Here is a 15,138-nt window from a genome sequence, read left to right as displayed (position 1 = left end):
CGGTGGCCATTATTCGGTGACCGGGATTGGTCAAAATAGTTTGACTATTAGCGGCTAAAATCGCCCGGCGCTAACATAATTATCATTATGCAGATATTTCACTGTTATCCGCAGACCTTGCAGCAGCGGCTTTTACCGCTTGCGGAGATGCTTCCGCTGTGAATTCCAGATGAGCGTTTCAGCGTTGGGCAGTTTGGCGTGGTGTGGTAGACGCTGCCGCCCGAGACCCAGTACACGGTTTGGCCCTGCGTGGCCTGAGCTTCACTTTGGATGCGGTTTTGTTCAGCCTCCCGTTGGGCGCGCTCTTGCTCCAGTTTCTTCGCATCAACCTGTTTTTGGAGTTCATCGCGCTCGCTTTGAAGAGCATCAAACTGGGAGTGGAGTTCTTCGAGCTTCGCTTTCTCATCGTCGATAGTTGCCTGCTGGTCTTTATAGAGCGTAAGCTCTCGACTTAAATCTGCTTTTTCGTTCTGTATTTTTTCGATGCGGCTCCGCAGCTTGTTGTTGTTATCTTGCAAAAGAGTTGCCTTGTCGAACGCATTATCATAGTCATCTGAAAGAGAATCGTACTTAGCGGAAAGTGCGTTGTAGCTCTCAACCTGCTCGCTATATGAATGGACTCCAATAGCCGTGCTGGCGATAAGTAATGCGAACAATACGGCGAAGGCTATGACGGATCTCTTGCGAGCCTTGAGGTGCCGTAAGATGCGGCGTGCTTCAGAACGGATTTTGATGCACGTGCTTGGTGCGCTGTCGTTGGGCTGATCGACTTTTCCTTTGGATTGGTTGGTCTCTGCGGTTCGCTCAATAGCAACGCAGAGACGGGCTAGGGTTTCATGGGCTAATTTGCGCCCTTCAGGGTTTCCTTCATCGGCACAGAGGTCGATGAGCTTGCAATTCAATGGTTCCATGGTCGCTCTATTAATTAATGGTTATTGAAAGATGGCCTTAATAGACAATATCCGTGTAGTAGTTATTCCATTCGAATCCGCCATAACCGCTATCGGGATTGGAGAAGTAGAACGTCACCGCATATCTAGAATGAGGCTTAACGTTATCGACTTGGCATGATGAATTTTCAGTCACGGTGCCCGACTCATTTTTTAGCGAGCATTCCCAAGCCGAATCAAATTGATAGTCGGTGTTGTTGTCGACCTCGAAGCTGGCAGAATAGTCAGTCCATGTTACCTCGTTGGCGATTCGGTCGGTCTGGCTGTCGATATCGGCCTCAATGGCTTCGAGAGCTGTTAGCAGCTTCTTCTGTTTGTCTAGTCCTGCGATGTAATTAGAGACAAAGTCTTCGTCCGTGGCAAGGAATCCTATCTCCTCATAAAGCTCGTTGAGCGCTTCGTAGCGAAGAACCAGGCCCTTTTGCCATTCAATTTGCTCGGCTGATTTAAAGACTTCGCCGAGGGCGGCTTTTTGGGTGTCGAGTCCTTCCAAATACTTGGTGCAAGAGTTTTTAACTTTGTCATTGGAGAAGTCTGCGGAACGGTATTTTTCTAGCTTTGCTAGCTCAGCATCGACTAAAACAGCATGATCCGTACCGTCCTGTTGTTTTTGCCGCCAACGGATCGACTTTTTCAAATCTTTGCTAAATTGCTGGTCGGTTCTGAGCTTCGAGCATTCTGCGAGGGCGCTTTCCAAGTCTTTATAGTGTTTAACATCCTGCTTCCCGTTAGCATCAAGTTCTTTATATTGGTTATTAAGAGACTGAAGCTCGTCCCAAGAGTCGGCGGTAATTTTTCCGATTGAGGTAATCTGCTGGTCGAGTTTTGTCCCCTGACTGGCGCAGCCGCTCAGCAAGATGCATGAAGCCAACAATGGGATGAGCAATGCTTGTTTGCGCATTTGTTCCTCCAAGAAAACGTGAAGATGTTGCTGAAGGCTCTGTTTGTGGTTTGCCGCAAACAAAAGCCAGAATGCTGGCATCGCTCATCGTGGCAGTGCCATTTTCAAGATTGATTGTGAACGCTTCGTCAGATGGTCGGGCTTGTTGCGTAAAGCGGCTGATGGGCTGAGGGGGCGCAATCGTTGATTGCAGTGGAAATCAGAGACGGGACGAGTTCTGCCGTAACAGCAATCGGGCGGTTCTTTTGGCTCATTGGGCTTTCCTTCCTCCGACACTTGGTAAACGCTGTGCTTGGTTGGCTGATACGCCTGATAATCAGCGCATATCTAGCCGAGTGATAGATATTGCCGTGTCATTCGAGACTGCTCCAAGTTTTTCCATTATCGGTTGAATAGGAATCGAGCTTTCCGTCTCCATCGTTATCCACGGCTTTGTTGCCATTGCCGTCAGCAATTGCTCCAGTTCCATCAGCATTTTTATGAATGGCGTACTCCCCATCGGTGTCGATATAGTCTGTGCCACCGTCTTCCGAGTCAGACTTTAGATACGTTTTGCCGTCATCCGTATCAACCCAATCGTCCTCATCTAATAATGTGCTCGATGATGAGCTGGAGTGAGAAGAATAATCATCATCATCGTCATCGTAGCCCTCATCGTCTTCGTCATAGGCGGCAGAAGAAGAGGAGCTTGACGAATTATTGAAAGACTCCAATGTGCTAGCACAGCTGGTGATGCATAGGGCGCAAAGAGTGAAGGCGGCAAGCAAAAGCAGCTGTGCCTTTATAAAGCGCGTCGCAAACTTCGCGCTTTCACTTTCGGTGTCAGTGTTTTCGTCCGTCATGGGTGTCATCCCTTACGCATCGTAGTCTTCGCGGAATCCACAGTTCTGGCAGTAGTACGTCTTTTTCTTCTTGCCAAGTGCTCCGCCCACGAGGCCAATGGGGCCTAAAAGCAGGCCTCCAGCAGCGGCTTTTCCCACGCTGAAACCTTTATTAGATTCTCCCGTACATTTCCAGCCTGCGCGTTCTCCGCAAGATTGGCATTGTGCTGGTGCTTTGTTTGCCATAAAAATCATCCTTCCATTGGCGTGACGGGAACCGTGGAAGGAGACTCATCCGAAGAGCGGAATGTGCAGCACGAAAAGGAGGAGTATCCACCCACAGTTGCTACACAGCTCCAAGCGCTTCGCGGTGGCACGAGTCAGCAAGGAGAAAGGGCAAATACCCCTCCTTGTCACTGACTTGAGTGTCTTCAGTTGTGAAGCGCGAGCATTAAAAAATGCTAGAGCTGTGTAGCAGGTACAACTCTAGCATGCTGATAAGCTATTTAATCTATTGACCTGTTGAACGGTCGAAAAAGTAGGCTGTTGTGATAAGCGGAACCATCTGACCTGTCGTGCCTGAGCCTCTATGAGTAGTAAAAAGGTAGTGGGTCAGATGATTTGAATGGTTAATATGCCTGATAATCAGCGGTTATGTTGCCCTCGGCAGATGTTCCCATGGCAGATAAAAAGAATGCGTTGCATGAGCGGCTTACTTTCTAGGCGGTCGCGCAGGGCTTACAGACTGCTCTTGAGGCAGTTTGCTCCAATTAAGCCCGCTGCGTACAAGGGGAGGTGGCGCAGCTCGCGCCCGTCATCGGTTTCGCTGCGGGAAAAATTGTTCTCGGACAAAATGTAGGTATATGGCGATCGGGCTTTGTCCATAAACGACCCGAGGGTTCTCGCGCGCACGTTACGTGCGGACTTTACTTCGACGGGCACAATTTCCATACGGTCGGTCTGAAGTAAAAAATCGAGCTCGCCGGTCGTCTTCCAAGACGACGGCGGCACCCAGTAATACGTCTGCAAGCTATTGCCCGAAAATGCTTGCATGACCGAGTTTTCCGCCAGGGCGCCTCGGAAGTCGGAAGATAGCGCTATGGCGGAATCCTCTTTGAGGTCGAGCCAGAGCCGCGGGTTGATGCCGAGTTTGTAGAACATGAGGCCGGTATCGAGAAGATAGACCTTAAAGAAACTTCCATCTTCGTCGTCGAAGGGAACGAGGGGAGGCTCGATGCCTTCGGTCAGGTTGTTGACCGATATGATGCCGGCGCCTTCGAGCCAGTCGAGCGGCTCGATAAGCTTGGCGCGACGGCCTCCGCGTTCGACCTCGGAGTACTTGAATTTTTTTGTGGACGATCTCAGCAGCTGGGACGGAATGGAGCGCCAGACCTTGCGCGCCGCCACGCCGCTGATCCCGTTTTCGGGGTCGGTCATATCGGCGGTATAGGTCTCGTCGATTTCGCGCTGCTCGACGCGCGCATCCTCGATGGATAACGTCTTGCGATATGCGTTGACGGCGGCGGGCATGCCGCCCACGATCTGGTATCGATGAAACAGGCTGAGCGCGGCTTGGTGCGCGGCGTAGGTCTCGAGCGTGCCGGCGTGGGTACGAATGGCATTGGCCATCTGCTCCTCGTCGAGCGCCCAGAGAAACTCCTCGAACGACATAGGATGCATGGTCTCTTGACGAACGCCGCTGGGAAAAGGCAACTTGCGCTTGCGCGTGGCGACGCCGAGCTGACTGCCGGTCGCGCATATGCGCCAGCCCGAACCCGAAAAAAAGCGAAGCGAGTTGAGCGCCCGTTCGCAGAGCTGCACCTCGTCAAACAGGATGAAGGCGGTTTCTTTGCGAATGGGGGTGCGTTTATAGTCTGAGATTCGCGCCACGATGGCGTCAACGTCGTCGGTGGGACAGTCGAACAGCGGAGCGATCAGCTCAAGATCGGTCTGAAAGTCGAGTTTGACAAACGCATCGCCGGCGATTCGTCTGCCGATTTCCTCGGCAACGTACGTTTTGCCTACGCGTCGCGCACCACGGATGAGGAGGGGGCGCGACGCGTCCTTTGTCGCCCATGATTCGATAACGGATTCGATTGATCTGCGCATGGGGCCGCCTTTCCAATTTCGTGTACTTCAGATACATAGTTTAGTACGATTTCATGTACTTGGAATACACGAAATAGTAGAAAAGTGTGTATCTGAAGTACACGAAATTGCACTGCTGGAGCTTGCAGGCGGATAAACACTACTCGTATGGGACGGTTTTCACCGGTTGCTCGCCACCTTGGGCTATGTTCGCCCCTATGCCTGCATCCGGGGCTGTGCTGATTGACGACGGCGCTCCCAGCGAGCCAACTTAATCGTCACCAGCGTGAGCGCCCAGGCCACAAGCGAGAACACGGCACCGACCGCGCCTACATATGCAATGCCAACTCCGCTTACCACGGCGCCGCCCACTGCGGTGCCAAACGAGATGCCGACGTTAAACGCCATGGGCTCAACCGAACTTGCGAGTACCATCGACTTGGGGTGGCGGCTGCGTGCCACATCCATAAAGTGTGTGATGCACGACACCGAGAACAGGTACATGAGCAGCGCCAAGCTAAAGACAAAGACCAGCGCGAGCGGCATGGTGCCGCCCAAAGCAAACAGCCCGAGTAACGCCGCAGCCTGCAGCACAAACGTCACAAGCAGCGCCTTCATGCCAAAGCGCGCATCGATCCACCCGCCCAGGATGTTCGAGATCAGGCAGAACACGCCGTAGGCCATGAGCGTGGTGCTGGCTTCGACCGTGCCCATGCCCAGCACCTGCTCAAGATAAGGCGTCACGTAGCCGTAGAACACATAGACCGAGCCCACGCCAAACAAGAAGATGAACATGCCGGTAATGATACTCGGCTCGCGTAGTAGCCCCGCCTGCTCGCGGAAGGTGGCGGGCTCATCGGTCTGCCCGGCGCGAGGCATAAACGCCACGAGCGCGCTGCAGATCAAAACGGCAAAGGTCAGCGTGCCGTACATGGCCACGTGCCAGTCGAGCGTGTCGGCCACAAACTTGCCAATCGAGGTTACAAAGACCATTGCCACGGAAAACGCACCATATACCACCGAGATGGCAAGCGAAGTTTGCTGCGGGGACAGCAGCTCGGGGATGTACGTCACGCCCACGGCGAGCAGTGCGCCCGAGACGGAGCCCAGGATGATGCGCGAGATGAACAGCACCTGGAAGTTGGGCGCCAACGCCATGATCAGGTTGCCGAGCACAAAGACGATGCTGTAGCACACGAGCAGCTGGTAGCGGCGAAAACGCCCCGTGCTGAGCGCGAGCACCGGCGTCGCGATAGCGTAGACCAGTGCGAACACGCTAATAAGTTGGCCTGCGGTGGCAAGCGATACGCCGAGTTCCGTTGCCAAGTCACTTTCGATGCCGATGACCACGAACTCGGAGCAGCCGAGCGAGAATCCCAACAGCACGAGCAGCGCCAGGCAGAGCTTGGTGCGCGCGGGGGAGAGCGCGGCGGCGGTTGACTTACTTTTAGGCGTGGTTGCGGCGGTCAAGGTTGTCACTCCAATGTCGCATGAATAAGCGGGATTCAATCCCTGCAACTCTAACAGAATGTGACGAAGGGGCAGTCCCTTTGTCACATGGAAAGCTTGCCTGTATAGTCGCAATACAGGTGAAGATGGTCTCAGGTACATTGCGGGCGACAGGAGATCCCATGGGTATGCACACGACAAAGGTTGCAATGGGCGAGGGCAAGTTTGCGCTCGAGGAGGCCGCAGCCCGCATTCTGCGCGCCGGCTGGGATGAGGGCGGTGCGGGCGCCGAGGTCGTGGCGGTCGATGCCGCGACCGGCGAGGCGCTTGGCCCCGTCGACCGCATCGAGGCCCATACCGGCGAGGGCATTTTGCATCAAGCATTTCTGACGCTTTTGGTCGAGGGCCGGGGCGAAGACGCACGCCTGCTGCTCTGTCGCCGCAGTCCGCTCAAGCGACTGTGGGGCGGGGTGCTGGCCGATAGCTGTGCCGGCCATCCGTTCCCCGGGGAAGACGTCGCGGCCGCCACGGCGCGCCGCATCAACGAAGAGCTCGGCATTACGCGCGAGCCCGACCAGCTCAAGCACCTCGGACACGTGGCGTACCGTGAGGACCACGGCGACGGCCGCTGCGAGTGCGAATGGTGCGAGGTCTACCTTGCCCATGTTGAGCCGGGCGAGCTGCATATCAACCAAGAGGAGATCTCGGAGGTGCGCCGCGTGGCCCCGTCCGAGCTCGACGGCTACCTGCAGGGTCACCCCGAGCAGCTGGCCCCCTGGCTCCGCGAGGCTCTCAGCGACCCATCCATCCGTACGGCCCTCGCTATGTGACAAAGGGACAGTCCCTTTGTCACATCCAAACCGTCACAACATTCGATGAAAATCTCGAAAACGAGGAAAAACGTCGAATGTTGTGACGGTTTTCGTGTCCGGCGCGGGTGAGCTTCGGTGCCGTCTGGGGGTATAAGGCTAGCAAGTGTTTATTTGCGAGGCCTAAGGGGCGCCCCGTATGGATATCGATAACTTTGAATGGTGGTATAGCGAGGGCGAGGCTCCGGACGAGGAGTGGGACGAGCCCACGCCGCGTGACGTGTCGAGCGACGAGGACGGGATCGGCAACGACGTCGCCGCCGACTCGGACGCTGCCTCCGACCCCGTCGAGCCCCTGACCTTCGAACAAGCCTGGGCCCAGGCCGAGGCAGACGAGGCCAAGGCCGACGCTACGGCCACGCTCGGCGAGCCAGCCGACATGTCGATCTCGCCGGCAAAGACCCCGCAGCCGCGCCACACTATCGATCCCGACAGCACGGCATCCTTCAGCATTCTCGACGTGCCCTCGCAGGGTGCCCAGGCGCCCGCGCCCACACGCCGCCCCAATCTGTCTCGCGAGGAAGATGCAGTACGTCGCTCGCCGCTCGGCCCCATCCTTATCGCCTTTATGGCCGGCGTTATCGCATGCTCGGTAATTGGAAACGTCTGGAGCCATGTCGAGCAGCAGCGAAAAGACGCCGCCAAGGTCGAGATGTCTGTCGAGCAATCGCTCGGCCGCACGCGCTCGGTACATGTGTCGGTCGAGGTCAAGGACGGCGCGACGTGGGACACCGCGCGCGGCGACAGCCAAATGCTCATTCACATCGTGGGGCGCACGCTCAAAGGGCAGACGATTGACGAGTATCAATACGTCAATTCCGCTGGTGACGGCATCGAACTTAAGCCCGGCGACTACGAGCTCACCGTCGATGAACCGCCCGTCGCCACCGACGGCACGCGCTTCCGCGCCTCAAAGCGCATGGTCCCCGTGAGCTTTAACTCACAGGCACCCGACACGGTCGACACCACACCGCAGGGCGGGTTTGACCTTTACGTAGATACCCAGTAGGCGCTCGCCGCTCATTCCGCTATGGCTACTCAATAATCGCCTGCCGTCCCGTCCCGCCGCCAAGAGTGGGACAATAGCCCTCGACACTATTGTTTACTTTTGGAGGAAGTAGCATGTCTACCGTCACTACCATCAAGCGCGGCGGCCTCACCGCGGCCATCGATTCCATGGGTGCCCAGCTCACGAGCCTTGCCCTCAACGGCAACGAGTATCTGTGGCAGGGCGACCCCGCCTTTTGGGGCAAGCACGCGCCCATCCTGTTCCCCATTGTGGGCTCGCTGCGCAACAACACGGCAACGTCTGTGGCTGGCACCTGCGAGATGCCGCGCCACGGCCTCGCGCGCATTGTCGAGCACAAGCTGGTCGAGGTTTCGGAGGACGGCTCCTCGGTAACGTACGAGATCACCGACACGCCCGAGTCGCTCAAGGCTTTCCCCTACCACTTTAAGCTCAACATGACCTATGCCTTGACCGGCGACGCCACCCTCACGCAGACCTTTGCCGTCACCAACACCGGCGACGTGGACCTGCCGTTCTCGGTGGGCGGCCACCCCGCGTTTAACGTACCGGCTCCCGGCGCCGAGGACGAGGCATTCGAGGATTACGAGCTGGCGTTTACCGAGGCTTGGACGAACGAGGCTCCCATCATCACGCCCGACGGTCTTATGACGTTCGAGGGTAGTTACAAGGCTCCCGATAACTCGGACGTGCTGCCCATCACGCACCGCAGCTTCGATAACGACGCCATCATGTTCACCGATACCCCGGGCTCCACGCTCACGCTGCGCGGCCGCAAGTCGGGTCACGGCGTCAAGATCGACTTTGAGGGCTTTAAGTACATTGGCGTGTGGTCTGCCGCCAACGACGCCCCGTTTGTGGCGCTCGAGCCCTGGACCGGTCACACCACCATGGACACCGAGGACGACGTCTTTGAGCACAAGGTCAACACCATCACCTTGGCTCCCGGCGCTACCGACAAGCGTAGCTTTAGCGTCACGTTGCTCTAGAGGTTCCGCCGTCCTGACGAACGGCGGGCCGGTCGACGCTGCGCGCCACCCAGAGCGACAATTTGTCATTCAAAAGGCACGGCATGACCAGAAGGTCTATGCTGTGCCTTTTTCATGCCACTTGTTCGCTCTGGACGTCGCTCGCCGGCATTGCCAAAACAGCGGCGTCCCCAATGACTACCGTGTGTCTATTAATTTTTCGAGCTTGTGCTGCGCTGCTGGTCGCAGGCGTATATCCTGTTAAGTCGTCAGCATACGATTCAACAGGGAAGGCAGATTATGCATTCTCCCCAACAGCGCGGCATGCAGGCCCAGCCGGTATGCAGCCGTCGCATCTTTTTGGGAAGCGCTCTCGCCGCGAGCGCTTCTATCGTCGCCGGCGCACTTGCCGGTTGCCAGCGCCCCTCCACGCTGGAAGTAGTTCAGCCCACGACGGGCGGCGGTCGCGACGACCTGTCCGATTCCGTTATCGGCAAGGACAAGATCCGCATTGGCATGGAGGCGGCCTACGCCCCGTACAACTGGCAGGTCTCCGAAGCCAGCGAGTTCACCATCCCCATCGACAACGTGCAGGGCGCCTATGCCGATGGCTACGACGTGCAAATCGCCAAGATCGTCTGCAAGGCCCTCGGTGGCGAGCCCGTCGCCGTCAAGCAGAGCTTTTCGGGCCTTATCGATTCGCTCAACAACGGCCAGATCGACCTCATCATCGCCGGCATGAGCGCTACGCCCGAGCGCGAGGAGTCCGTCGGCTTTTCCGACCCGTACTTCATTGGCTACTTTGGTCTGTTCGTAAAAGAGGGCTCGCCCTACCAAAACGCGACCAAGCTCAGCGACTTTAGCGGCGCTACGGTCCTCGGCCAAAAGGACACCATGCTCGATACCGTCATCGACGAAATCCCGGGCGTTGTGCACAAGAACCCGGTCGACTCCGTCCCCACGGTGTTCTCGAACCTGCTGCAGGGCACGTGCGACGCCGTGACCTACAACACCGAGAACGAGAAGGGCTATATGGCCCAAAACCCGGGCATTGTCCCCATTCATTTTGCCGAGGGCGAGGGCTTTAAGCAGGAGGTCGCGGCAAACGTCGGTTGTCGCAAGGGCTCGGACAAGCTGCTTAAGCTCATCGACAAGACACTCAAGGGCATTAGCCAAGAGGAGCGCGACCAAATGTGGGACGCGTGCCTCGACCGTCAGCCGGCATAGGGAGGCAGCATGAAAACCATTAATCGCCTGGCCTCCTTTATCAAGGCCGACCACCGTTATGTATACCTGGGCACGAGCGTTATCGCGGCGCTCGGCCTGGCGTTTAGCCAGCGCAACCCCACGCCGCTGAGCTTTTTGGCCCCCACGGGCGTGTTCCAAGATTGCCTTTGGGCGATTCTTTGGGCCTGGCTCGTCGTGTCGGCGGCGGCGCTCGTCACCAAACTCATGCACTGGAATGACTATCGCGAAACGTCGCCGTTTGCTTCCGAGCGCTGCCGCCACGCCGCGCGCCTGGGCAGCTATGTTGTGGTCGCCATCGCGGCGATCTTTTTCGTGGACCGCTGCGTCATGTCGTTTATCGATCTGGTGCAGGTGAGCATTGTCTCGGATTCCAACCCCAGCGACTTTTTGTCGAGCCTGGTCTACATGACCTACAAGAGCGGCGACTTCTTCATTCGCGGTATCGAGATCACCATCGCGCTTGCCACCTTCGGCACCGTCATCGCATTCTTCCTGGCACTGCTCTTTGTGTTCCTGCGTATTCAGACGTTCGACCGCGTGGATAACGACCTGGTGCGCTTCTTTAAGAGTATCGGCCGTGGCTTTGCGACCGTCTACTCCACCATCGTGCGCGGCACGCCCATGATGGTTCAGGGTCTGCTCATCTATTACGCGGGCTTCACCGTTTTGCGCGGCATGGGCTTCGAGACCGCCCAGGCCAACCAGATCTGGAGCACCTTCACCGCCGGCCTCGTTACCATCTCGCTCAACTCCACTGCCTACATGATGGAGGTCCTGCGCGGCGGCATCGAATCCATCGATCCCGGCCAGGCCGAGGCAGCACGCTCGCTGGGCCTGTCGCAGTGGCAAGCTATGCGCAAAGTCGTGTTCCCCCAGGGCATTAAAAACGCGATTCCGGCGCTCACCAACGAGCTCATCATCAACATCAAGGATTCGTCGGTGCTCTCGGTCATCGGCGTGTTTGACCTCATGTACGCTACTACCACGGTCGCCGGCGTGTACTACCGCCAGATGGAGGTCTACTGCGTGGCGCTCGTGGTTTACCTGATCCTGACGCTCGTGGCGAGCCGCCTGCTCGAGGCCTTTGGCAAAAAGCTCGGCGCCGAGGCCCCGGCAACGCTGCCCAGCTCCAACTAGGCTCAAGACGAGGAGAATCATCATGGCAGATATCGCCACTACCGGCACCGCGGCCGCCGCACAGACCAATGAGCCGCTCATCCGCGTCGAGGGCCTGCGCAAGAGCTTCGGCTCGCTCGAGGTACTCAAGGGCATCGACCTGTCCGTTAACCCCGGCGAGGTCGTCACCATTATCGGCGCCTCGGGTTCGGGCAAGTCGACCTTCCTGCGCTGCCTCAACCTGCTCGAGACCCCGGACGCGGGCCACATCTGGTTCCACGGCCAGGACCTCACGGCCGAGCGCTGCAACATCAACAAGCTGCGTGAGGACATCGGCATGGTATTCCAGGGCTTTAACCTGTTCAACAACATGGACGTGCTCGACAACTGCACGCTCGCGCCCGTCACGCTCAAAAAGATGAGCAAGGCCGAGGCCGAGAAGGTCGCGATGGAGCATCTGACGAGCGTGGGACTCGAGAAGTTCGCGCACGCCGCCGTGGGTCGCCTGTCCGGCGGCCAAAAGCAGCGCGTTGCCATCGCTCGTGCCCTATGTATGAATCCGCAGATCATGCTGTTCGACGAGCCGACCTCCGCACTCGACCCCGAGATCGTGGGCGAGGTGCTCGAGGTCATGCGCAAGCTCGCGGCCGACGGCATGACCATGGTCGTCGTCACGCACGAGATGGCCTTTGCCCGAACCGTGTCCGACCGCGTGGTCTTTATGGATAAGGGCGTGGTGCTCGAGGACGCCGCGCCGGCCGAGCTCTTTGGCAACCCCAAACACCAGCGCACCCGCGAGTTCCTCTCGCGTTATCTCGAGGACAAATAACCAACCGCAAATGTTTGCGTGGCAGGGCCGCTCCGGTGGGGCGGCCCTCGTCATCACAATCGAAAGGATGTCATGGCCGAGGTTTGGCGCTTCTTTGCGCATGAGGACGATTTTGCCGATTTGGACGAAACTGGCGCGTGCGAGCGCTTGGGCCGCGTGCTGTCATTTCCGACCATCTCGAGTATGGATGCCGAGGCGGTGGACTGGCAGCCGTTCGACGACCTGCGCGCCTATATGCAGCAGGCGTGGCCGCGCGTGTTCGCGGCGGGCGAGGTCGACCCTATCGACCATTCGCTATTGGTGACGCTTAGCGGTTCCGACCCTGACCTCAAGCCCATTATGCTCATGGGCCACATGGACGTGGTTCCCGTGGTGCCGGGCACCGAGGCCGACTGGACGCACGACCCCTTTAGCGGGCACGTGGACGACACCTACATCTGGGGCCGTGGAGCGATCGACATGAAGGACCAGGTCGCAGGCATTCTCGAGGCTGTCGAGTATGCGCTGGCGCACGGTTGGCAGCACGAGCGGACGCTGCTCCTGGCCTTTGGCCAGGACGAGGAGACGACGCAGTGCGGCGCAGGCGCCATCGGCCGCGCGCTCGAGGAGCGCGGTGTTGAGCTCGAGTTCCTGATCGACGAGGGCGACTACCGCATCGTTTCGGATGCCGAGTACAGCGCGGGCGAGGGTTGGCTCATGCACGCCGACCTCGCGGAGAAGGGCTATGCCGACATTGTGCTCAAGACAAAGAGCGCGGGTGGACATTCTTCCAACCCCTACGGCGGCACGTCGCTCGAGGTGCTTAGCCGTGCCATCACCGCAATCTGCGATATCGAGTGGCCGACGCGCGTCACGGACCTGCTTGCCGCACAGCTCGTCGAGCTGGGGCTTTACACGGCCGATGAAATTGCCGCCAACGGGGGCGCCATTGTCCGCGATTGCCTCGCCAGCAAGAAGCTCTATCCGCTCGTGACCACCACCTGCGCGCCCACGCAGGTCGAGGGTGGCAGCACCGGCGCCAACGTAATGCCGCAGGATATGTGGGCCAATATCAATTTCCGTATGCTCGAGGGCACGAGCGTGGCCGATGTCGTGGCCCGCTGCCGCGTCGCCGTTGCCGAGGCGGGGCTCGCCGACCGTGTCGAGGTCGAGCTCGGCCCCGGCAGCTCCGAACCCTCGCCGTCTCCGCGCATCGGCGGACCGGGACTCGAGGCGGTTCGCTCCATCGCCGCCCGCTATTTCCGTGATCCAAAGGGGACGGAGGAAAACGGATCATCCGAGCCGTTGGCGATTGTCCCCTCGACCGTGATCGGCGCGACCGACGCTGCCAACTACCAGCGCATTTGCTCCGAGTGCATTCGCTTCTCGGCCTTTGTGGTCGACGATGACGAGTGCGATCGCGGCGTCCACGGCACCAACGAGCGCATTACCCGCCGCGCCTACCTCCAGGGTGTCCGCTTCCTCGTCGCCCTGATCCATACGCTTTAGAATCCGACAAAGGGACTGTCCCTTTGTCGGATTCCGTGCGGGTTATATGCAGGTTTGCCTGCGCACGCTATCATATATGGGTTAGACCGCAACTATGTACCCCATACGCGAAGGGATGCGCATGTATCTGAAGATCGACATGTTCTAGCTGGGCTTACCCCCGCAGTGGCGCCGCGCGCCCCATCAACTCTGCCGATTTTCACCTTCACGCACATAAAGGAGTCCCGCCATGCGCGACAAGCTCGAAAAGATTATTAAGGCCTACGAGGAGCTCGAGAAGAAGCTCTCCGACCCGGCCGTCGCCTCCGACATCAAGGAGTTCACGCGTCTCAACAAGGAGTACGCACACCAGTCCGACCTCATCGCCGCCTCGCGCGAGTACATCGGCGCGCTCGATGACATCGAGGCCGCCAAGGAGATGCTCCGCGACACCAGCGATGCGGACGAGAAGGAGATGCTCCAGATGGACATCTCCGAGAACGAGGAAAAGCTCCCACAGCTCGAGGAAGACATCAAGTACATGCTCATCCCGAGCGACCCCAACGACGACAAGAACACCATCGTCGAGATCCGCTCCGCCGCCGGTGGCGACGAGGCCGCCATCTTTGCCGGCGATCTGTACAAGATGTACCAGCGCTTCTGCGAGTCGCGTGGTTGGAAGACCACGGTGCTCGATTCCAGCCCCAGCGAGGCCGGCGGCTTTAAGTCCATCGAGTTCAAGGTCGAGGGCGACCGCGTCTACTCCGTCATGAAGTACGAGTCCGGCGTGCATCGCGTCCAGCGCGTCCCCAAGACCGAGTCCCAGGGTCGCATCCAGACCTCCACGGCAACCGTCGCCGTGCTTCCCGAGGCCGAGGAGATTGACGTTCAGATCAACCAGTCCGACCTGCGCATCGATACCTACTGTGCCTCCGGCCCTGGCGGTCAGTGCGTTAACACCACCTACTCCGCCGTGCGCATCACCCACCTGCCCACCAATACCGTGGTGCAGTCGCAGGAGCAGCGTTCCCAGATCCAGAACCGCGAGGTCTGCATGCAGATGCTGCGTGCCCGTCTGTACGAGATGGAGCTCGAGAAACAGCAGGCCGAGCTCGGCGCCGAGCGCCAGAGCCAGATTGGTCACGGCAACCGTTCCGAGAAGATTCGTACTTACAACCAGCCTCAGGACCGCGTGACCGACCACCGTATCGGTTTCAACTCCACCTACAACGGCGTCCTTCTGGGCGATCAACTCGGTACCGTCATCGAGGCACTTGCCGCCGCCGAGCGAGCCGAGAAGCTGGCACAGGCTGTGTAGGTTCCGCCGTTCTACCGAACGGCGGACCAGCCGACGCTGCGCGGGCCGCATTTGGACAATCTGACGTTCAACTTCAAGGGCGCGACC

The 15,138-nt window shown here is 58.5% G+C and carries 14 protein-coding genes; 8 read left to right on the top strand and 6 right to left on the bottom strand.

Annotated elements, in window-relative coordinates; genetic code table 11:
- Positions 1-104: 104 nt before the first annotated feature.
- The 6 genes from ABHR63_RS09570 to ABHR63_RS09545 form a co-directional block, all read right to left on the bottom strand.
- Entirely contained in the window at positions 105-911 is an 807-nt protein-coding gene (locus ABHR63_RS09570; protein ID WP_346965203.1) for a coiled-coil domain-containing protein, read from the bottom strand.
- Positions 912-948: 37 nt separating this feature from the next.
- Positions 949-1,851, bottom strand: coding sequence for a SadB/YajI family lipoprotein (locus ABHR63_RS09565; protein ID WP_346965204.1), 903 nt, complete (start codon positions 1,849-1,851; stop codon positions 949-951).
- A gap of 353 nt (positions 1,852-2,204) precedes the next feature.
- Positions 2,205-2,693 carry a hypothetical protein gene (locus tag ABHR63_RS09560; RefSeq protein ID WP_346965205.1) on the bottom strand — a complete coding sequence of 163 codons (489 nt, stop codon included), beginning with the start codon at positions 2,691-2,693 and terminating at the stop codon, positions 2,205-2,207.
- Positions 2,694-2,705: 12 nt separating this feature from the next.
- Complete coding sequence (locus tag ABHR63_RS09555; RefSeq protein WP_346965206.1) at positions 2,706-2,831, bottom strand: hypothetical protein; 126 nt, start codon at positions 2,829-2,831, stop codon at positions 2,706-2,708.
- Between the two features lie 579 nt (positions 2,832-3,410).
- On the bottom strand, positions 3,411-4,781 hold the full coding sequence (locus tag ABHR63_RS09550; protein WP_346965207.1) for an ATP-binding protein: 1,371 nt from the start codon (positions 4,779-4,781) through the stop codon (positions 3,411-3,413).
- Positions 4,782-4,976: 195 nt separating this feature from the next.
- Positions 4,977-6,239 (bottom strand): MFS transporter, encoded by a 1,263-nt coding sequence (locus ABHR63_RS09545; RefSeq protein ID WP_346965208.1) that lies wholly within the window; start codon positions 6,237-6,239, stop codon positions 4,977-4,979.
- Between the two features lie 152 nt (positions 6,240-6,391).
- On the opposite strand from ABHR63_RS09545, the gene idi reads away from it, so the two are divergent.
- From idi to prfA, 8 genes are all read left to right on the top strand, one after another.
- A complete protein-coding gene (gene idi, locus ABHR63_RS09540; protein ID WP_346965209.1) occupies positions 6,392-7,039 on the top strand; it encodes an isopentenyl-diphosphate Delta-isomerase in 648 nt (215 codons plus the stop codon).
- A gap of 178 nt (positions 7,040-7,217) precedes the next feature.
- Positions 7,218-8,087 (top strand): hypothetical protein, encoded by an 870-nt coding sequence (locus ABHR63_RS09535; protein WP_346965210.1) that lies wholly within the window; start codon positions 7,218-7,220, stop codon positions 8,085-8,087.
- A 113-nt stretch (positions 8,088-8,200) separates the two neighbouring features.
- Entirely contained in the window at positions 8,201-9,094 is an 894-nt protein-coding gene (locus tag ABHR63_RS09530) for an aldose 1-epimerase family protein (protein ID WP_346965211.1), read from the top strand.
- A gap of 279 nt (positions 9,095-9,373) precedes the next feature.
- Positions 9,374-10,300, top strand: a complete 927-nt coding sequence (locus ABHR63_RS09525) for a transporter substrate-binding domain-containing protein (protein ID WP_346965212.1) — start codon at positions 9,374-9,376, stop codon at positions 10,298-10,300.
- Between the two features lie 9 nt (positions 10,301-10,309).
- Positions 10,310-11,458 (top strand): amino acid ABC transporter permease, encoded by a 1,149-nt coding sequence (locus ABHR63_RS09520; RefSeq protein WP_346965213.1) that lies wholly within the window; start codon positions 10,310-10,312, stop codon positions 11,456-11,458.
- A 22-nt stretch (positions 11,459-11,480) separates the two neighbouring features.
- Entirely contained in the window at positions 11,481-12,266 is a 786-nt protein-coding gene (locus ABHR63_RS09515) for an amino acid ABC transporter ATP-binding protein (protein ID WP_006235692.1), read from the top strand.
- Positions 12,267-12,338: 72 nt separating this feature from the next.
- The gene (locus tag ABHR63_RS09510; RefSeq protein WP_346965214.1) at positions 12,339-13,754 is read left to right on the top strand and encodes a M20/M25/M40 family metallo-hydrolase; all 1,416 of its coding nucleotides are present in this window, start codon (positions 12,339-12,341) and stop codon (positions 13,752-13,754) included.
- Between the two features lie 229 nt (positions 13,755-13,983).
- Positions 13,984-15,051: a peptide chain release factor 1 gene (gene prfA, locus ABHR63_RS09505; RefSeq protein WP_138113479.1), complete on the top strand. Its 1,068-nt coding sequence runs from the start codon at positions 13,984-13,986 to the stop codon at positions 15,049-15,051.
- The last annotated feature ends 87 nt before the right edge of the window (positions 15,052-15,138 follow it).

This window comes from Collinsella aerofaciens (assembly GCF_039752775.1).
Lineage (GTDB): Bacteria > Actinomycetota > Coriobacteriia > Coriobacteriales > Coriobacteriaceae > Collinsella > Collinsella aerofaciens_R.
Note: the sequence above shows the minus strand (reverse complement) of the source record. Positions and strands in the feature narration are given on the sequence as shown.